The organism is Paenibacillus terricola (genome assembly GCF_014779765.1).
GTDB lineage: Bacteria > Bacillota > Bacilli > Paenibacillales > Paenibacillaceae > Paenibacillus_T > Paenibacillus_T terricola.
The window spans coordinates 887,371-905,450 of the sequence record NZ_JACXZA010000002.1; the positions used below are offsets into that span (position 1 = coordinate 887,371).

The 18,080-nt window shown below is 48.4% G+C and carries 19 protein-coding genes; 4 read left to right on the plus strand and 15 right to left on the minus strand.

Translation table 11 applies throughout. The annotated features are described in order from the left end of the window. Window positions 1-69 precede the first annotated feature (69 nt). Window positions 70-345, plus strand: coding sequence for a hypothetical protein (locus tag H8B09_RS11410; RefSeq protein WP_191203606.1), 276 nt, complete (start codon window positions 70-72; stop codon window positions 343-345). 232 nt (window positions 346-577) lie between these two features. On the opposite strand, the gene H8B09_RS11415 is transcribed toward H8B09_RS11410, so the two are convergent. The 5 genes from H8B09_RS11415 to H8B09_RS11435 all read right to left on the minus strand — a co-directional run bounded on the left by H8B09_RS11415 (window position 578) and on the right by H8B09_RS11435 (window position 4,583). Then, complete coding sequence (locus H8B09_RS11415; protein ID WP_191203607.1) at window positions 578-1,618, minus strand: NADH:flavin oxidoreductase; 1,041 nt, start codon at window positions 1,616-1,618, stop codon at window positions 578-580. 55 nt (window positions 1,619-1,673) lie between these two features. Then, window positions 1,674-2,696 carry an NADH:flavin oxidoreductase/NADH oxidase gene (locus tag H8B09_RS11420; protein WP_191203608.1) on the minus strand — a complete coding sequence of 341 codons (1,023 nt, stop codon included), beginning with the start codon at window positions 2,694-2,696 and terminating at the stop codon, window positions 1,674-1,676. A gap of 145 nt (window positions 2,697-2,841) precedes the next feature. After that, complete coding sequence (locus H8B09_RS11425) at window positions 2,842-3,267, minus strand: MarR family winged helix-turn-helix transcriptional regulator (protein WP_191203609.1); 426 nt, start codon at window positions 3,265-3,267, stop codon at window positions 2,842-2,844. A 174-nt stretch (window positions 3,268-3,441) separates the two neighbouring features. Then, window positions 3,442-4,209, minus strand: a complete 768-nt coding sequence (locus H8B09_RS11430) for a DODA-type extradiol aromatic ring-opening family dioxygenase (RefSeq protein ID WP_191203610.1) — start codon at window positions 4,207-4,209, stop codon at window positions 3,442-3,444. A gap of 20 nt (window positions 4,210-4,229) precedes the next feature. Further along, window positions 4,230-4,583: a DoxX family protein gene (locus H8B09_RS11435; RefSeq protein WP_191203611.1), complete on the minus strand. Its 354-nt coding sequence runs from the start codon at window positions 4,581-4,583 to the stop codon at window positions 4,230-4,232. A gap of 162 nt (window positions 4,584-4,745) precedes the next feature. Here H8B09_RS11435 and H8B09_RS11440 point away from each other — a divergent pair, with 162 nt between their 5' ends. Beyond that, window positions 4,746-5,111 carry a winged helix-turn-helix transcriptional regulator gene (locus tag H8B09_RS11440; protein ID WP_191203612.1) on the plus strand — a complete coding sequence of 122 codons (366 nt, stop codon included), beginning with the start codon at window positions 4,746-4,748 and terminating at the stop codon, window positions 5,109-5,111. Window positions 5,112-5,228: 117 nt separating this feature from the next. Then, on the plus strand, window positions 5,229-5,822 hold the full coding sequence (locus H8B09_RS11445) for a hypothetical protein (RefSeq protein ID WP_191203613.1): 594 nt from the start codon (window positions 5,229-5,231) through the stop codon (window positions 5,820-5,822). Between the two features lie 51 nt (window positions 5,823-5,873). Here H8B09_RS11445 and H8B09_RS11450 read toward each other — a convergent pair whose 3' ends face one another. Together H8B09_RS11450 and def are read right to left on the minus strand one after the other, a co-directional pair. Continuing rightward, the gene (locus tag H8B09_RS11450; RefSeq protein ID WP_191203614.1) at window positions 5,874-6,437 is read right to left on the minus strand and encodes a GNAT family N-acetyltransferase; all 564 of its coding nucleotides are present in this window, start codon (window positions 6,435-6,437) and stop codon (window positions 5,874-5,876) included. Window positions 6,438-6,463: 26 nt separating this feature from the next. Continuing rightward, window positions 6,464-6,979 (minus strand): peptide deformylase, encoded by a 516-nt coding sequence (def, locus tag H8B09_RS11455; RefSeq protein ID WP_191203615.1) that lies wholly within the window; start codon window positions 6,977-6,979, stop codon window positions 6,464-6,466. Between the two features lie 196 nt (window positions 6,980-7,175). Here def and H8B09_RS11460 point away from each other — a divergent pair, with 196 nt between their 5' ends. Beyond that, window positions 7,176-7,418: a hypothetical protein gene (locus H8B09_RS11460; RefSeq protein WP_191203616.1), complete on the plus strand. Its 243-nt coding sequence runs from the start codon at window positions 7,176-7,178 to the stop codon at window positions 7,416-7,418. A gap of 161 nt (window positions 7,419-7,579) precedes the next feature. Here H8B09_RS11460 and H8B09_RS11465 read toward each other — a convergent pair whose 3' ends face one another. From H8B09_RS11465 to kdpA, 8 genes are all read right to left on the minus strand, one after another. Beyond that, window positions 7,580-8,311 (minus strand): Stf0 family sulfotransferase, encoded by a 732-nt coding sequence (locus H8B09_RS11465; RefSeq protein WP_191203617.1) that lies wholly within the window; start codon window positions 8,309-8,311, stop codon window positions 7,580-7,582. Further along, window positions 8,308-8,895, minus strand: a complete 588-nt coding sequence (gene cysC, locus H8B09_RS11470; RefSeq protein WP_191203812.1) for an adenylyl-sulfate kinase — start codon at window positions 8,893-8,895, stop codon at window positions 8,308-8,310. Before cysC ends, H8B09_RS11465 begins: the two co-directional genes overlap by 4 nt. A 174-nt stretch (window positions 8,896-9,069) precedes the next feature. Continuing rightward, window positions 9,070-9,771 (minus strand): response regulator, encoded by a 702-nt coding sequence (locus H8B09_RS11475; RefSeq protein ID WP_191203618.1) that lies wholly within the window; start codon window positions 9,769-9,771, stop codon window positions 9,070-9,072. Beyond that, window positions 9,768-11,300, minus strand: a complete 1,533-nt coding sequence (locus H8B09_RS11480) for an ATP-binding protein (protein WP_191203619.1) — start codon at window positions 11,298-11,300, stop codon at window positions 9,768-9,770. Before H8B09_RS11480 ends, H8B09_RS11475 begins: the two co-directional genes overlap by 4 nt. Before the next feature lie 32 nt (window positions 11,301-11,332). After that, a complete protein-coding gene (locus H8B09_RS11485; protein ID WP_191203620.1) occupies window positions 11,333-13,648 on the minus strand; it encodes a histidine kinase in 2,316 nt (771 codons plus the stop codon). A gap of 93 nt (window positions 13,649-13,741) precedes the next feature. Then, window positions 13,742-14,317, minus strand: coding sequence for a potassium-transporting ATPase subunit KdpC (kdpC, locus tag H8B09_RS11490; protein WP_224753473.1), 576 nt, complete (start codon window positions 14,315-14,317; stop codon window positions 13,742-13,744). Window positions 14,318-14,337: 20 nt separating this feature from the next. Further along, complete coding sequence (kdpB, locus tag H8B09_RS11495) at window positions 14,338-16,371, minus strand: potassium-transporting ATPase subunit KdpB (RefSeq protein WP_191203622.1); 2,034 nt, start codon at window positions 16,369-16,371, stop codon at window positions 14,338-14,340. Between the two features lie 27 nt (window positions 16,372-16,398). After that, window positions 16,399-18,078 carry a potassium-transporting ATPase subunit KdpA gene (kdpA, locus tag H8B09_RS11500; RefSeq protein ID WP_224753474.1) on the minus strand — a complete coding sequence of 560 codons (1,680 nt, stop codon included), beginning with the start codon at window positions 18,076-18,078 and terminating at the stop codon, window positions 16,399-16,401. Window positions 18,079-18,080 lie beyond the last annotated feature (2 nt).

Sequence of the window (18,080 nt, forward strand, 5' to 3'; positions counted from 1 at the left end):
ATAAATAAGAGTTAGTTTACTTGAGAAGTCAAACAAAAAAAATGTTAGGGAGAGGAGAAGTTCAACGACATGAATACTGGACTGATGAAAATAATTAAGAATTTGATTTTCAGGATTGGTTTCTTGTACAGCAAGCTTCAATTTCTAATAATGACCATCGCCATACTAGGCATTTTAGATTTCTTTGTTTATTATGAACTAGCTGTCTCTATGATGACATTACTTGCTCCTGAAATAGCCCCAGTAATTTTATTAATTTTTGCTTGGCTGATATATAAAGGGATTAAGAAATACATTCAAGATACACGAGATACACGAAACAAAAAATACAGTTTTCTGATATAGGCCGTCCAGAAATTACCAACATAAATAGACAATATTAACAATGCGGACTCGAATGCTTGATAATCCATCGAGGGACGGGAGACGATAGCTCAATAAACCGCCTTTTCAACCAAGGCGGCTTTATTATGGTCAAATATCAACATTAGAATTTAACTTAGCCTAAATTAAAGAAAAAAGCCGCAATATATGCGGCTTTCCCTGGGTCTATCCTCTTGTCTCACGACAACAATTCTCAATATAGCGTCTTAAGCGCCTCAGGATTGAATGGAATCAATTCATCCGTGCGTCCGCTCGAGACTTTAGCCGCCCAAGCAGGATCAACCAATAACGCTCGACCGATCGCAACAAGATCAAACTCCTCTTTCGCCAACCTCGGAAGCAATCCCTCAATGCCCGCCGTGTTGGCACCTTTTCCTTCAGCGAATAGAGTCGTGACGTCTCCGTCTAACCCAATCGAGCCGACCGTTATCGTTGGTTTGCCCGTAAGCTGTTTGACCCATCCCGCAAGATTCAAGTCAGAGCCTTCAAATTCAGGCTCCCAGAATCGACGTGTCGAGCAATGGAAAATGTCCACGCCTGCATCAGCCAGCGGTTGTAGGAACTGTTTAAGCTCATCCGGCGTTGTAACTAACTTGGCCTTGTAGTCTACGCCTTTCCACTGCGAGATACGCAGCACAATTGGGAAATCCGGGCCAACTGCACGACGGCACGCTTGAATCACCTCTTGTGCAAATCGTGTACGAGCAATCAAGCTGCCGCCATAACGATCCGTACGTTGATTCGTTTGTTCCCAGAAGAACTGATCAATTAAGTACCCATGCGCGCCATGAAGTTCAATGCCATCAAATCCAATACGTTTGGCATCAGCTGCCGCTTGCGCGAATGCTTCAATGATTGCTGCAATCTCGGACTCCGAGTATTCGTTAACGTTGCCGCGTGCGCCCATATGCCAAATTTGCGGGATGATTTTGCCGCCAACAGCATGTACTTCAGACACTACGTTAGCCCAACCCCGCAATGCTTCCTCTCCATAAAAGAAAGGCACGTTCTTCTGATTAGACGAATCAGCATGCTGGATAACGGTACCTTCTGTAATAATCAACCCAACATTATTCTCAGCCCTGCGGCGATAATAGGCAGCAACATCCACTCCAGGAACACCATTCGGTGACATGTTTCGTGTCATTGGCGCCATGACGGTCCGGTTCTTCAGGGTCAGGTTACCCAAAGTGAATGAGGTAAATAGCGGCTCTAAAGTTGTATTCGTTGTCATAGTGAATCCTCCCTTAATTTAAGAAATGCTCAAATAGTCATTTCATTGGATAATTTCAAAACCCAAACTTATATTGTGTAGGAATCGCGATTTCTTTTCTTAGACGAGCAGCAGCTTCCAATGTCCAATAAGGATTTCGAAGCATTCCTCTTCCGACAGCCGCAAGATCGGCATCTTCATTGCCAATGACCGAATTCGCAAGAATCGGATCATCCAGCCTTCCGACTGCGATAACAGGAACATCGAGCGCTTGCTTAATTGCACGAGCTAATGGCACTTGATAACCTGCATGCGTCCCCGGTCTGCCAAATGCTGCGATCGGCCCTTCGCCGCCAGACGACACATCGAACATATCGACTCCTGCTTGCTGATACTCCTTAGCAAACGCGATGCTCTCCTCGATGTCATATCCGCCTTCCACGTATTCTTTGGCCGAAATACGCATCATGAGCGGCATGTTTGCTGGCATTTCAGACTTTGCAGCTTGAATAACCTCGCGGCCGAATCGATTCAGATCCCGACCATATTCATCCTCTCGTCTGTTCGTCAGCGGCGAGTGGAATTGGTGAATCAAATAGCCGTGAGCGCCATGTAATTGAATGGTGTCGACCCCCGCTTTAACTGCACGAGCAACTGCAGATCGGAACTTCTCCACCATTCCTTGTACTTCTTCTGTCGTAAGGGCACGAGGCACTTTGTAGCTCTCGTCGAAAGCAATGGCAGATGGCGCAACGGGGACGGGCGCATCCTCTGCTTTACGGCCGGCATGCGCAATTTGAATACCAACTTTGGCACCGTATTGGTGGCAAGCATCAACGATTCGTTTCAATGCTGGTATTTGCTCGTCAGACCATAGTCCAAGATCAAAGTCAGAGATGCGACCATCCGGCTCAACATCGGTCATTTCAATGATGATTAAGCCCGCTCCACCAATTGCACGACTTACATAGTGCATATAATGCCAATCTGTCGCGATACCATCCTTGTTTTCAACCGAATATTGACACATTGGCGGCATAACTACCCGATTTTTCAATTCTAATCCTTTAAACGTGTAGGAACTAAATAGGTCTTTCATGAAATGTGCTCCTCTCCAAACCAACAATCTCTATATATGCATGCGCAAGCATGTATGATGTCAAAGTGAATAGATATATGCGCATGCATATAAATTAACGTAATAACAAATGGATGTCAAGTCCCTTTCAAAGGGACTTCATCAATCAGAACAATTTCTGAATAATGCTCTGGAATTCAGCTTGTAGCCCTTCTCTTTGAAGCTCGGATTGAAGGACTTGATTAAAGGTTTGCAGTGCATGCTGGAATTTGCTTTCACCGATTTCAGTAATTTGCGTATAGATCCCTCTTCGATCATCTGTACACATATGTCGATGCAATGCGCCGCATTCCTTGGCCTCCATACGTACAACAAGCCTGGAGGTCGCGCTCTGGCTTAATCCTACCATTTCTTGTAACGACTGCAGCCGTAATTTCTTTTCTTCGCTATTAGAGATGAAATACAGCACCGAGAATTCCTTCAAGGACAATCCATATTCCTGTTGAAGAGCTTGTTCTAATTTATCAGAGATGCTGGAATAAAGTTGAGATAACGATAACCATACGGTTATCGGTTCGTTGTTATTGTCCAATTGCCGCCACGCCCAATCTATACGGAGTATAATCATATAGTTTATCTCATTGTATCAATCAGAAGCGTAACGGTCAAAAATATATTGGTATACCAACAAGAATGCCGCACTTCATGCGGCATCCTTTGTCTTACTTATGGTCATCGCCTGACGCGAAGATTCATGGTTCTCTTGTTAGAACTGAATCGAAAATGTAGTGCCGCTGCCATGTTCAATCGTATCGAACAGAATACGAGGGTTTCCATTAGGATCTCCACTCCCCATTGCAATCAACAATGGAACAAAATGCTCCGCTCGGGGTACAGCTCGCATCGCATGTGGCGCAAGCGTGGCATATTGGCTTAATGCTTCTATATCCCTTGCTAATGCTTTCTCCCGAATCCAATCCCGGAACTCGATAGCCCATTCCCGCGGCGGAGCATCCTTATTGCGATCGAACTCGTTGAAGTTATGGCTGATGAAGCCGCTGCCGATTACGAGAATGCCCTCCTGTTCCAATCCTTGCAGCGCCTCGCCGATCGCAATCTGCTGGCGCGCCGATAGGAACGGGTTGACGGACACCGGTACGATTGGAATATCCGCTTCGGGATAGGCATGCATCATGATCGGGAATACGCCATGATCAAGCCCGCGATAATGCGTTTGTACCGGAATGCGGTGCTTCTTCAGCCGTTCTTCTATGATTGAGGCGACGATCATGGAGCCTCTAGCTGGATATTGAACCTGATAGAACGAATCAGGGAATCCGTAATAATCGTATACCATTTCATGAACACCATCCGTTGGCGCGATGGTCGTAATCTCATTTTCGAAATGCGCAGAGAAAATAACGATCGCCTTCGGACGATGCTGCTGGCCGAAATGTCTAAGAAACTGTGTGAATTCCGACTGTTCGAATATCGTAAAAGGCGAACCATGGGCTAAAAATACGGGTGACAGCATATTTTATTATGCCCCCTTCACTAGAAACGGCCAATCGCGATAAAGACGAGAAGTGCAAGCATAACAATACTTGGAACGACTCCTTGCTTCTCGCCGCGTCTAACGTGGAAGCCTACAGCGAGCACCATAATGATCCCTAGTCCAACAGCCGCCAGCGGCGTCAATACGGATGCGATATCAAGTGCCCACGGCAGAATCAGTCCGATACCGCCCAGCAGTTCCGCAACGCCGATGAAGTTAACGAAACCTTTGGAGTATTCCTTCACCCAAGGCATCGAAGCTCTTGCTTTCTCATACCCGAATGATTTCATCATGCCTGCCATAATAAAAGCCAGTGCCATTAAACCCTGTACAATCCATAATGCGATATTCATAATTTCGTACTCTCCCCTTAAGTTGTTGTGTTGTATTCTTTAGGCTCCTAGCGCTATAATAAGGTCTAGGACCATTCGTCGGAAGTAGGCACTTCAAATAAACATAGTATCCTTTTGGATACCTTAATAATGACGCGGGTTCCCGGAGGCGAAGACGTATTTATGGAAGACCATAGTAATTGTACAATTGAAACAGCATTAGAGATCCTGGTAGGGAAATGGAAGCCGATTATTCTGTATTCGTTGTTTACGAACGGTACTCTACGGTTCAGTGAATTGCAGAAGGCGATTCCGGGCATTACGAAGAAAATGTTGACGGCACAGCTGCGCGAACTTGAATATCACGATATCGTCCATCGCAAAGTATATTTGCAAATTCCGCCGAAGGTTGAATATTCGATCACCGAGTACGGGCAAGGCATTACCCCTCTCATTCAATCAATAAGCGAATGGGGTCAAGCCCATGTAAAGCATCTCTCTGAGATCTATGGCGACAATCGTATACTTAAAACAGAAACAACAGAATAAAGACGAACGCGATCGCAAGAAGTAGCCGATATGGCTAACTTCCTGCGATCGCTTTTTTTATCGCAACTTATCTCGCACGGATCTCGTCATATCCTGTGAAAGGAGGTCTACTTGTTCATGCGAAAGACTTTGTACACAATAATCGCTGGGTTGTTGATTCTGACAGGTTGTTCGACACAATCGAAAACAGGCGATAAAGAAGAGACTCCCTCTTCGAAGACTACATCAATGCAAGTAACTGCCTCTACTTCAGCAGAAACTCCAGTTAAACAACAATTCACAATGCCGGATACAATGCCAGACGATTTCGACTTCATGGTCAGCTATGGATACGGCGATGTGGCGAAGAATGTGATTGATACGTATTCGGGGACGGTCACGAAGGATCTGATAATGAAAGGTACGGCAACAGCTGATCTTACGTTCACTTCAGAAGAACGAAGCAAGATCTACAAGATGATGAAAGACATCGATATCATGGGGCCGAAAGAGCTATCTTCTGAGAATGGTTGCGCACAAATACCGAGCAATACCGATAGCTGGAAAGTAACAGCAAATGGTCATACCGCATCATTCTCGTGGACCGACGAATCGTGTACGACGACCAAGGATGCGAAACAGCTGCTGCAATTGAGACAAGACATTCAGCACATTGTTGCACTGAAGGAAGCCTATCAAGCTTTGCCTGAAACAGAAGGTGGATACGAATAAGTGTTGTTGCAAAATAAAGAAGCTGCCGGCGCACAACCTGCAGCTTCCCTTCTATTCCTTCATTCCCCGATACGCCTTCTCATGAAACCGCGTAATGCTCTTGAACAACTGCTTGCCGTCATCGGGCAACTTGTCGGAAGAATCGTAGCTGAAAGCCATCGCCCGATACGGTTCCGGCACCCATATGTAATGATGCACGTAATCGGTCAACTCGAAGCCGTTCGACTGCCAGAATCGAATGCGCTGTTCATTGTCTGCTGTGGCTTCCGCAACTTCGACGATTAATCCTCGACAACCTTGTTGCTCGCGCGCCCATTCCTTGATCCGATCCAGCAGTAACCTTCCGATACCGGTCCCACGATCATTCGCACGAACAGCTAAATAGTCGAGGATTAATGCACTCGCCGACGCATCCACGCCCGATATGGCCATGCCCACCATTTTCCCGTCTTGCTCCAACGTATGCAGCTGACACATTCGCTTCGCGAACATGCCTTTAACAATGGTTCGCGTCTTCTTGCCATCAAGCGGGAACGCTTCTTCATAGATAAGCTCCGCCGCATTCCAGCGTTCCTCGTCCCATTGGTCTGTTACATGATAAGACCATTCCTGCATTGTCTTCCCCGCTCTCGTGTTGTTGGCTAAATCTGATTCGTTGTTCGAATGACGCTCAGCAGATCGATTTTTTGTTTGGCTGCTTCATGATACAACCATTGGTCGCGCACGTGGTCAACAAATAATATGCCGTTCAAATGGTCAATCTCATGCTGCATGCATCTAGCCAAATAGCCTTCCCCTTCGAGCACGATTCGATCGCCTTGCCGATTCAAGGTGGTCAACTTCACGTAATTCGCTCTCTTCACTATTCCGTACCATCCGGGATACGATAAGCATGCTTCGGCTCCCTCTTGCTCGCCTTGCATTTCGATTATTTCCGGATTAATCAGCTCGATTAATCCCTCCCCGCAATCCATTACAATCAATCGTCGCAGAATACCGACCTGAGGCGCTGCTAAACCTGCACGGCCTTCCTCGGCGTTCAACGTTTCGACCATATCATCAAGATACTTTAACGTTCTCGCATCCAGCTCCTCAACAGGTCTTGCAACCTTCCGCAAGATCGGATCGCCAAACGGCAATATCGTTCTAATCGTCATTCTGATGTCCCTTCCCCATCGCGAGATGACATATTAGCCAATGTGGTGCAAAGTGCATCCAATATTTCTGAATATATCACGTAACAGGATTTGACAAAAGATCAAACATCCTATCGAATTGCGCAACTTACATTACGTCAGTTACGTCCTACATGGTAGTGATTCTTATCCCATCCATGATAAGGGGGTAATAGGGATGTTTCTCAGACAAGCAGTTTATTTACTCTCCGTCCTCATCGGGATACTATTCATCGGTATTGGAACATTACCTGCGCTGTTCGCCTATCCTTTCAGTGATGGACCTAACTCAGGTCCATCGAGTATGTGGGACCTGATCCTCATGATCGCTTACGAACAATGGATGTTTATGCTGCCGCTTGGAATCATACTTTTCCTAGGGCCAATCATTTCCGTTATCAAGCAGCGAAGGAAGTCTTGATTCCGCCGTGCATGGCTGATCCTCTGAATAGCGCAAGAAAGCTGCCGGCTTAACGGCAGCTTTCTTCATTTCTAACGACAACTGTTATATCACCAGCTACGTGGAATCGTGAATATCTACAAATTCAGCAACTACAGCGTTGGGAATTCTCATGTATCGTTCTACCATCTTACATTCGGCCACCCTTTCTGACAGTCTTCGCGATAACGCTGTACCCACTGTTCCGCATGTTCATCTGCGATCTTGTCAAATGCTGGGGCAGCTATCTTCACGCTTTCCGTTGAAACGCCGAGATATTCCAACACCTTCAGAACGGTTCCTTCATAATCAAGAATGAAATCCTCGTACACAACCGTCATCGGCGAAATGCCATTCTGGGTGAAGAAATCTTCAAGTGCGGCTTCGAACATAACGCTTTCCTGAATGAGATGATGGATTGCATCATAATCATACTTGTCAGCCAGATCACATTCCTTCGGTGGTGCACCTGCAATGCGATGCCATTCATCGGATCTGATAGCTCTCAGCCATGAGACGGCGAGCCTCACTTTGTTGCGGCGAGTCATGTAGATATGTTTGTTGCAATTCGGGAATGCCGTGCTCCACACCTCGGCACTCGAAGCCTCATGCGTCAAATCGAACAATTCGCGAAATACATCGATCCATCGCTGCTCATATCCGATTTTGATTCCGAACAGTCCATTCGGTGTCGTTCCTTGCTGCCAAATGTTCTCGAGGTTCTCGAGCTTGAACGATGAAGGATCGTTCCATTGGTAGTTGAGCCATTCCGCTGGATTGCCTGCTACCCCTGTAGAAGCAAGAGCTGTATTAAGCAGCGTGCTTCCTGTCCGTTGAGAGAACCAGATCGTATAGCTTTGAGACGGTTTTATCATGGATTATCTACTCCTTCTCTTTGTAACGTATACTTTCGTTCAATAAACTCGACGAGTTGCTGCGCGCATTGCTCTATCGATTGATGCTGCGTTTCTAAGGTTAGATCGGTTTGCATCGGTGGTTCATAATGAGCATCAATGCCGGTGAAATTCCGAATCAATCCTTGTCTAGCCTTCCGGTACAACCCTTTGGGATCCCGCTCTTCGCATACGTCAAGTGAACATTGGACATAGACTTCTGCGTATGATTCCGGTTCGAAACGCCCCCGAACTTGCTCCCGCATTGCCGTTGTTGGCGTAATCATCGGCACTAGCGCAATAAATCCGACAGCGAGAAACATGGCGGCTACTTCCGAAGCTCGGCGAATGTTCTCTGTACGATCCGCTTCCGTGAAGCCTAGATCCCGATTAAGGCCAGCTCGCAATTGGTCACCATCGAGAATGACACACCGATATCCAAGCTTGGTTAACATTTGTTCAACTTGTTGACTGATCGACGTTTTCCCTGATCCGGACAAGCCGGTAAACCAGACAACGCCACCACGATGAAATACGTGATTGTAATGCTGCTGTTCGATCGCTATCCCTCCTTTCTATTGTTAATGCCCCTGCAGACTGGGACAGTTGCTATTCTAGCAACATCTTACAACCAAGAATAGGCAACAAACGGTTCAAATCATTTTCTGCCTACGCAACAAAGCCGCATCGGACGTGAGTCCAATGCGGCTTTCTATTGTTCTAGCTAAACTTGTAAACCACTAATCCTGCATTTGAAAACGGTACCCAATCCCAGGCTCCGTCACAATGAATCGCGGACGCGTCGAATCTTCCTCCAACTTTTTACGCAGATGACCGATATATACGCGCAGATAATGCGCTTCTGTTTCCGTTGTATGGCCGCCCCAGACCTGCTGCAGCAGCTGGCGCTGGGTAATGACCTTACCCGCATTGGAAGCTAGAATTTTCAACAAATCATACTCCGTAGGAGTAAGCTTAACCCGCTCACCGTTCAACTCAACTAACCGATGTGCCAGGTCGATCGACAATAACCCGAATCGTAGAACTGGCTCAGATACCGTCTTGGCGACATGTCGAAGAGAAACGCGAATGCGGGCAATAAGTTCACCCATTCCGAATGGCTTAGTCACATAGTCATCCGCTCCGCTATCGAGTGCAATGATTTTATCCGCTTCCCGATCTTTTGCGGTAAGAACAATAATCGGCAAACTGGTCCATTCCCGAATGCGGCGCATGACCTCGAGTCCCTGCACATCCGGCAGCCCGAGATCCAATAAGATTAAGTCAGGCGGGTGCATGGAAGCTTGCGTTATGCCTTCCTCACCTGTCGATGCTTCTTCGATATCAAAATGATGAGCCGTTAGCGTTACCTTAAGAAGCTTGCGAATTTGCGGTTCATCATCAATGACGAGTATTCTTGCTCCTTTATCCGATGCCGTCATTCTTGTTCCATTCCTTCCTGATGACTCTTAACAACTTGCTCCTGTTGAATAGGCAGCGTAATGGCTATGATAGTACCTTGCCCTTCTTCATTAGGCATTACCTCAATGATACCGCCATGCAGATCAATAATGCCTTTGCATATCGCAAGCCCAAGCCCCGTCCCTGTCAAATGTCCCGTTCGAGCTGACCGATAAAATTTATCGAAAATCCGCTCGCGATCATTCGCCGCAATGCCAAGACCTTGATCGCTGACCATCAGTATGAGGCTTCTGCCTTCCACTTGAGCTCGAATAGTAATCGCACTGTAATCTGGCGAATATTTGATCGCATTGCTCATCACATTCGTCAACACCTGCTCGAGCAACACTTCATCGCCTTGAATGAGGGGAATATCAGTCGACAGTTCTACCCGAACCCTACGATGCGAAATACTCGCCTCCACCTGCTTCAGCACAACGCCAATCATATCTTCGATATCGCACCATTTGGAACGCAGCTTTAGCATACCGCTCTCCAGCTGTACGATGCCGAGCAAGTTAGAGACGAGCCGATTCATGCGGAGCGCTCCTTCCTGCATTGTGGTCAATAGCGACATCCGATCTTCAGCCGAGAATAGGCTGTCTCCTTCGATTAATGCGCCTGCTGAACCGATCAATGCAGCTAACGGCGTCCGCAGCTCATGCGAGACGGAATCCAGAATAGCCGTACGAATTCGTTCCGATTCCGCCGTTAGATGAGCCAACTTTGCTTCTTCACTCAGCTTGACGCGCACGATGGCACTTGCGGCTAGACCGCCAAGCGCTTCGAGGAAACGCAGCTGATCGGCAGTCAACACGGCAGTTCCAAGATTCACCCCGAGCACACCATGTATGTGCTCCTCCGTCCGCAGAGGAATATACAGTCCAGTCGTCTCACCGAGCATCGTCGTACCGCGTCCAGCCATTCTCCCTTGCCGATAAACCCAATTGGCGATGACTAGCTCTGCTTCGCCGCTGCCCCAATTCGAAGCAGCAGAAGAGGCCGCGGCTACTCGCACTTCGTCTTCTTCCTTATTAGCGGTCAAGTATATGGCTGCCTCCGTCTGAAAGGTGTCCGATACTTGAGCCGTTACATTATGAAGCAGCGCTTGTATATCTGTAAATGCGCTCAACTGTTTGCTAATTGCATAGAGTGATGCCGTCTGTGCTTCCTTCAGCTTCGAATATTGCAGCTCTCTCTTCAACCTTGCGGCTAAACTTGCTGTCAAAGCGGCAACGGTGAAGTAGACGATGAACGAAACCAGATAACGCAGATCCGACACCGAGAAGCTTAGAAAAGGCGGAACAAAGAAGAAATCGAAAGCAAGCACGCCTAGCCCCGCCGCGTAGTAGGAAACACCTTTTCCCCAATATACGGCACTAAGCAGAACCGGAAGCAAATAGATAAGTGCAATATTCGCCGGATCGAATGATAGTCCCAAATCTTTAAAAATATAGGTAAGCAGCGCGACAGCAAGCGTTACCCATGCATAGGCCCAGTGCCTCTCCAACCGATCACATCCTAATTATCTATCCAGCTAGATCATACCTCAAAACGGGCAGCTACGAGAACATCAAGATTGCGTCCCTGCTGCACGATCGTCTTAATGACAGAGCGGTTGAACCAATCGAGCCGCCACCGTCTTGATGATTGCCCGACAATCAACTGCGTGCTATGCAAGGCGTTCGCACGTTCCAATAGTGAAGAAGCGACACTTCTTCTAGAATTCGTAAAGGCAAGCTCGAAGCTGCCGCCGAGTCGTTCGGTCAATTCCTCTATGGCCTCTACCCGCTTCTGTTCCTTCTCGGATAGCAGCTTGGCAGGATGCACATACATGACATGCCATTGTGCTTTCAACCGGTGCGCCAGACGGAACCCCTGCCTAATCAAGCGTTCAGCGTTAGGTGACAGCGTTACAGCAGTGAATACTCTTTCCTCTCTGCGCCAAGGGCCGCGAAGGGATTGGTTGTGTTCCCGAGCCTCGAGCCGCTCATCCACATCGTCAGCGATTTCTCGAAGCACTAATTCACGTAATGCGATCAGATTGCCCGTTCGAAAAAAATGGCCCAGCGCCTGATCAATCTTATTCGCCGCATAGATACGGCCTTCACGCATCCGCTGTTGAAGCGCCGTTGGCGCAACATCGACTAGCTCCACTTCATCCGCGGACTGGATAACGCTGTCGGGCACCGTCTCTCTTACACGAATGCCTGTAATTTGTTCGACCGAATCGTTCAAGCTTTCAAGATGCTGCACGTTCATCGTCGTAATGACTGAAATGCCTGCAGCCAGCACCTCCAGAACATCTTCATAACGCTTTCGGTTAGCCGTCCCCTGCACGTTCGTGTGTGCCAGCTCATCAATCAAGACGACTTCTGGATTCCGCTCAATAATCGCCTTCACATTAAGCTCCCGCAGCTTCGTTCCCCGATACTCGAATTCAGCTTGCGGTACGCTCGCAAGATTGCCGATCTGCGAGGCGGTCTCCGATCTGCCGTGCGTCTCGAGCAGACCGACAACAACATCGATTCCTTTGCGCAGCAAAGCGTTACCTTCCCGAAGCATCGTGTACGTTTTGCCTACGCCCGGAGCCGCGCCGATATACACTTTGAATGTTCCGCGTTTCAGCGCTCCGATCTGCTGTTCTACTTCCTGTTCGCTGAGCCTCTTATAACTCTTCGAAGGTCGGCGTGATGGATTAGCCGTTTCCACAAGCTTCTGCTCACTGTTCAGATTCATGTTATCCGCTACAAACAGCACATCTGCGTTCCGAACGCTGCCTAGAATGCCGTTCACGATCGAACCATACAATAATTCCTTCCAACGGCTGTGCTTGGAATGTCCCAGAACGATACGGGTCACACCGTATTTCGTAGCATATTTACTGAGCAGCTTCGGAATTTGCCTCCTGCCGTTGAAGGGCAGCTCGTGTGTATGCGCCCCTATCCGATCTGTCAATTTTAACATCATCCGCTTGAACATGCTCTCTTCCTTCGTTAGAACCGCATGCTCTTTCACGAACGATATGACATTCAGTTCCCCGTTCAACCGTTTAGCGATCTGCTGACCCCTCCGAATATAGGTAGAGCTGTTCCATCGGTATTGTACGCAGACAATGACCCGCTCGGATGCACCTGAAGGACCAGTTAAGCCTTCCGCTTCCCGATGCTTCTCCAGCGATCCGTTTACATCTTCCGCCATAAGTCGAAGTGCCAACTCGCGTAATACACCTAGATTGCCTTTCTTGAGCATAGATACATCTTTTATGCCATGAAGGTTCCCATCGTTTACCCGTTGCAGCATCGTCTCCGGCGTAACATCAATAAGCCGTACTTCGTCTGCAAGCTCGAGCGTCTCCGCAGGAACGGTATCCTCTGCCCGAATACCAGTCAATCGATGAGCAAGACGGGTTACACCATCCAGCTCATATACGTTCACGGTTGTGATGACACTGATTCCATGGCGCAGCAAATATTGAATATCCAACAGACGTGTCGCGAATTGCGCACCCGGCCGATTCCGATGAGCCAGGCCATCAACCAACACAACCTCCGGATTCCTGTGCAGCAAAGCTTCTAAATTCAGATCCTTGTGCAGAGCGCCATTCTTGTCCCAACGGATGCTTGGCACTCGTTCGAGCGACCCCAGCTTCTCCGCTGTTTCGGGACGTTTCATCGTGGAGACTGCACAGATGACGACGTCAATCCCTCCGGCTTGCAGTGACTGTCCCTCCAGCAGCATGTGATAAGTTTTGCCAGAACCGTTCACAGCGCCGATATAGATCTTGAGCTTCCCTTGCTGCAGCTTGGTTATAGAAGCAAGAATCTGTTCAGGTGTCTTCCTTCGAAACGTGTCCATCTTCGAGCCTCCCATGAAGTAAGCAGTATAAGCTGCAACAGACAATAAACGCGAAGCAACCCTGACTATTCCGCAGAATAGACAGGGCGGACTTTACTTAGCTATCATGGTTTGCAGCTCAATATTCAGCTCCAATACGTTCACACGGGGCTCGCCGAACAATCCGAGATCACGGCCAGCAGTATGTTTCTTCACCAGTTCATGCAGCCGCTCCTGTGAAATCCCGGTCAACTTGCTGATCCGAGGGATTTGTACCTCTGCAGATGCTGGCGTTATGTGTGGGTCAAGGCCAGAGCCGGAGTTAGTCACGAGTGCGATTGGCAATTCACTCACAGGGACATCAGGATTGGCTGTTGTCCACGCTTCAATTGAATCCTTCGTACGTTGCAGCAGAACAGGATTGGAAGGTCCATAGTTGTTGGATCCCGACCCTGCCCCATTATAATCAATACTCGATACTCGGCTTTGGAAGTAAGCTGGGTTATCATAATGCTGACCGATAAGTGCTGATCCAACCACTTCACCATCAGTATTGCTTACTAGACTGCCGTTAGCCTGACTGGGCATAAACAATTGCGCTAGACCTGTGCAAGCGAGTGGATATAGAATGCCGCATATGACTATAAACACTATACTTGCACGAATGGCTACGATCCCATAATTCTTCATCTTATTTCCGTCCTTTCGATCTAGACCCATAGATGCACGACCAAGTCGATCAGCTTAATGCCGATGAATGGTGCGATAATGCCGCCAAGTCCATAGATGGTCATATTCTTTCCGAGCAGCTTCATTGCGCTCATCGGCTTATATGCGACACCTTTCATCGCGAGCGGAATAAGCAGCGGAATAATGATCGCATTGAAGATAAGTGCGGATAATATTGCAGAGGATGGTGAACCAAGCTGCATGATATTCAATCCAGCCATCTCTGGAATTGCAATCGTGAACAAGGCAGGTATGATGGCAAAATACTTCGCAACATCGTTTGCGATACTGAACGTCGTCAACGCACCCCGGGTCATGAGCAGCTGCTTGCCGATCGAGACCACTTCGATAATCTTCGACGGATCGGAGTCGAGATCGACCATGTTAGCCGCTTCTTTCGCAGCAGTCGTACCGCTGTTCATCGCAAGGCCAACATCGGCTTGTGCCAGCGCCGGCGCATCGTTGGTGCCGTCGCCGGTCATTGCAACAAGCTTGCCTTCTGCCTGTTCACGGCGAATAACAGCGATTTTATCTTCAGGTTTGCTCTCTGCTATAAAATCATCTACCCCAGCTTCAAGCGCAATGGTTGCAGCGGTCAACGGATTATCGCCCGTGCACATAATCGTCTTGATACCCATCTTGCGCAGCTGCTCGAACCGCTCTCGCATTCCCGGTTTCACCGTATCCTTCAGGTAGATCAGGCCAACAATTCGATTGCCGATCGCTACGGCAAGCGGCGTACCACCTTTCGAAGCGATGGCATTCCCCTTCTCATCCAGGTCCGCTGGAATCGAACCGCCTCGCGCACTCACCCACTGCTTAACAGCATCTACTGCTCCCTTGCGTACCTGCCGTCCATCCTGCAAATCCACACCGCTCATTCGCGTTTCAGCCTTAAAGGCGATGAAAGCCGCGTCCTCTGCAAGCCTCTCATCATATTGGTAATGCTCTGCTCGCATCAGATCGATTACCGATCGGCCTTCTGGCGTTTCATCTTGGACTGAACAAATCGCGGACCAATATCCAACGGTATCAATCGTCTCATTGCCCACTGGGATGAATGCGCTCGCCATTCGATTACCGAATGTAATGGTACCTGTTTTATCAAGGATCATCGTGTTGATATCGCCTGCGGCTTCAACTGCTTTTCCGGACATCGCGATGACGTTAAATTGTGTAACTCGGTCCATCCCCGCAATACCGATCGCAGACAATAGACCGCCGATCGTTGTTGGAATGAGACAGACGAGCAGCGCGATAAGCACCGGCGCTTCTATGTCTACGCCTGCGTAACGTGCAATTGGAGCAAGTGTAACAACGACTATAAGGAAGATGATCGTCAAGCTAATAAGCAGCGTATTTAGTGCAAGCTCATTCGGCGTCTTTTGCCGCTGAGCGCCTTCCACAAGCGAGATCATACGGTCGATGAATGATTCGCCGGGGTCGCTTGTAATTTGAACAACAATCTGGTCGCTGACGACCCGTGTACCGCCGGTTACTGAGTTGAAATCTCCGCCAGCCTCTTTAATAACGGGTGCTGATTCTCCAGTAATCGCCGATTCATCTACTGAAGCCAAGCCCTCAATTACTTCCCCGTCACCTGGAATCATCTCGCCTTGCGAGACGACTACAATATCGCCTTTGCGAAGCTCTGTCGATGGCACAACTTTAATGCCGCTGAACGTTCGCTTATTGGCAGAAAGCTGCTGTTTCGATTTCTTGAGCGAGTCGGCTTGCGCCTTGCCGCGCCCTTCAGCCAGCGCTTCCGCGAAATTAGCGAAGAGAACCGTTATAAGGAGTACGAAGAAGACCGTAAGGTTAAATCCAATATGCCCTGTCGCCCCCATGAAATCAGGAAGCAATACGGTAAGCAATACGATGAACGTGCCCACTTCGACGACGAACATGACAGGATTTTTCATCATGGCAATTGGATTGAGCTTCTTAAAACTATCGATAATCGCTTCCTTAAGAATAGTAGAGGATATCATCGATTTACGGGTTAATGATTGCATAACTTAATGTCACCTCGATTATTAGGGTTAACCAAGCGTCAGATGTTCAGCGATTGGTCCAAGTGCAATGGCAGGCAGGAACGTCAATGCACCAATGATGAGAACCGTTCCGATGAGTATGCCAACGAACCAACGATTATCGGTCCGCAGCGTGCCAATCGTTTCAGGCACCCACTGCTTCCGCGCGAATGAACCAGCAACCGCGAGCATCGCAATCATCGATACATAGCGACCGAGCAGCATGACGATTCCAGTCGTGATGTTCCAGAATGACGTATTGTCGGCCAGACCTTCAAAGCCTGATCCATTGTTAGCCGCCGAGGACGTGTACTCATAGAGCACCTGCGTAATGCCATGGAATCCCGCGTTGCTGATCGCACCTTTGCCGAGTTCCGTTAAGAACGCAATAGCCGTTGGTCCAAGAATGATGAGCGGATGCATCAGAATCGCGATAGCAATAAGTTTCATTTCGAGTGGTTCGATTTTGCGGCCAAGAAATTCAGGTGTACGACCAACCATAAGACCTGCTATGAAAACCCCAAGAATGGCATACATGAGCATATTGATTAAGCCAACGCCCTTACCGCCGAATACGCAGTTAAGCATCATCTCGGCAAGTGGCACGAGACCGCCCAGCGGTGTCAGCGTATCATGCATGTTGTTGACGGTACCCGTCGTCGCCGCTGTCGTTACGGCAGTGAACAGTGCGGATTGCGGAATACCGAATCGAACCTCTTTACCTTCCATACTGCCTTGAGATGTATCAATGCCTAGCGCGTTCATCGCTGGGTTGCCATGCAGCTCAGCCGAATACACCGTAGCGAGGAAAACAAAGAATAGTGCCATCATTGCACTAAAAATGACCCATCCCTGCTTACGATTGCGGGCGAATAGCCCGAATGTATAAGGCAGTGCAGCAGGCAGCGCCCACATGGACAGGATCTCAATGACGTTCGTCAGTCCATTCGGATTCTCGAACGGATGTGATGAGTTGGCTCCGAAGAATCCCCCGCCATTCGTACCTAGATGCTTGATCGATTCTAGCGATGCAACAGGACCGATGGCGATATTTTGCACAGCACCTTCCAAGGTTGTAACGGTTAACGTCGACTGCAGTGTCTGCGGCACATGCAGGGCAACCAGAACCAGCGTGACGATAATGGCTGCAGGCAAGAAAATCCGTGTATGCGCCTTAACGAAATCCATAAAGAAATTGCCGATGGTATTCCCTCTGCTCGTCATGCCACGGATGAATGCAATTGCCGCCGAAAAGCCTGTCGCAGCCGACGTGAACATCATCATCATAATGACGGCCATTTGGGAGAAATAAGATAAGCCCGACTCCCCGCTGTAATGCTGAAGATTCGTATTCGTAATGAAGCTGATAACCGTATTGAATGAAAGGGTTTGTTCCATTGCGCCTACGTCATTCGGATTAAACGGCAGTATTTGCTGGATGCGCAGAATAAGGTAGCAGATTAGCGTAAGCGCAGCGTTCGTGAGCAGTAATGCCCCTACATACTTCTTCCAAGTCATTCCTTCGCGGTTACGAAGTCCAATTAGTCCGTAAATGAATCGTTCAACCGATCCGAAAATTCGATCCGTCTTATTCGGTTCATTAGAGAAAACATGATAAACGTACGTTCCAAGCGGCTTGACGAGTAACACCAATACCGCTAGTACGACGGCAATTTGCACAATACCCATTC

Coding starts and splice junctions, on each gene's coding strand:
- H8B09_RS11410 (WP_191203606.1), top strand. CDS start 70: ATGAATACTGGACTGATGAAAATAATTAAGAATTTGATTTTCAGGATT.
- H8B09_RS11415 (WP_191203607.1), bottom strand. CDS start 1,618: ATGACAACGAATACAACTTTAGAGCCGCTATTTACCTCATTCACTTTG.
- H8B09_RS11420 (WP_191203608.1), bottom strand. CDS start 2,696: ATGAAAGACCTATTTAGTTCCTACACGTTTAAAGGATTAGAATTGAAA.
- H8B09_RS11430 (WP_191203610.1), bottom strand. CDS start 4,209: ATGCTGTCACCCGTATTTTTAGCCCATGGTTCGCCTTTTACGATATTC.
- H8B09_RS11435 (WP_191203611.1), bottom strand. CDS start 4,583: ATGAATATCGCATTATGGATTGTACAGGGTTTAATGGCACTGGCTTTT.
- H8B09_RS11440 (WP_191203612.1), top strand. CDS start 4,746: ATGGAAGACCATAGTAATTGTACAATTGAAACAGCATTAGAGATCCTG.
- H8B09_RS11445 (WP_191203613.1), top strand. CDS start 5,229: ATGCGAAAGACTTTGTACACAATAATCGCTGGGTTGTTGATTCTGACA.
- H8B09_RS11450 (WP_191203614.1), bottom strand. CDS start 6,437: ATGCAGGAATGGTCTTATCATGTAACAGACCAATGGGACGAGGAACGC.
- def (WP_191203615.1), bottom strand. CDS start 6,979: ATGACGATTAGAACGATATTGCCGTTTGGCGATCCGATCTTGCGGAAG.
- H8B09_RS11460 (WP_191203616.1), top strand. CDS start 7,176: ATGTTTCTCAGACAAGCAGTTTATTTACTCTCCGTCCTCATCGGGATA.
- H8B09_RS11465 (WP_191203617.1), bottom strand. CDS start 8,311: ATGATAAAACCGTCTCAAAGCTATACGATCTGGTTCTCTCAACGGACA.
- H8B09_RS11475 (WP_191203618.1), bottom strand. CDS start 9,771: ATGACGGCATCGGATAAAGGAGCAAGAATACTCGTCATTGATGATGAA.
- H8B09_RS11485 (WP_191203620.1), bottom strand. CDS start 13,648: ATGGACACGTTTCGAAGGAAGACACCTGAACAGATTCTTGCTTCTATA.
- kdpC (WP_224753473.1), bottom strand. CDS start 14,317: ATGAAGAATTATGGGATCGTAGCCATTCGTGCAAGTATAGTGTTTATA.
- kdpB (WP_191203622.1), bottom strand. CDS start 16,371: ATGCAATCATTAACCCGTAAATCGATGATATCCTCTACTATTCTTAAG.
- kdpA (WP_224753474.1), bottom strand. CDS start 18,078: ATGGGTATTGTGCAAATTGCCGTCGTACTAGCGGTATTGGTGTTACTC.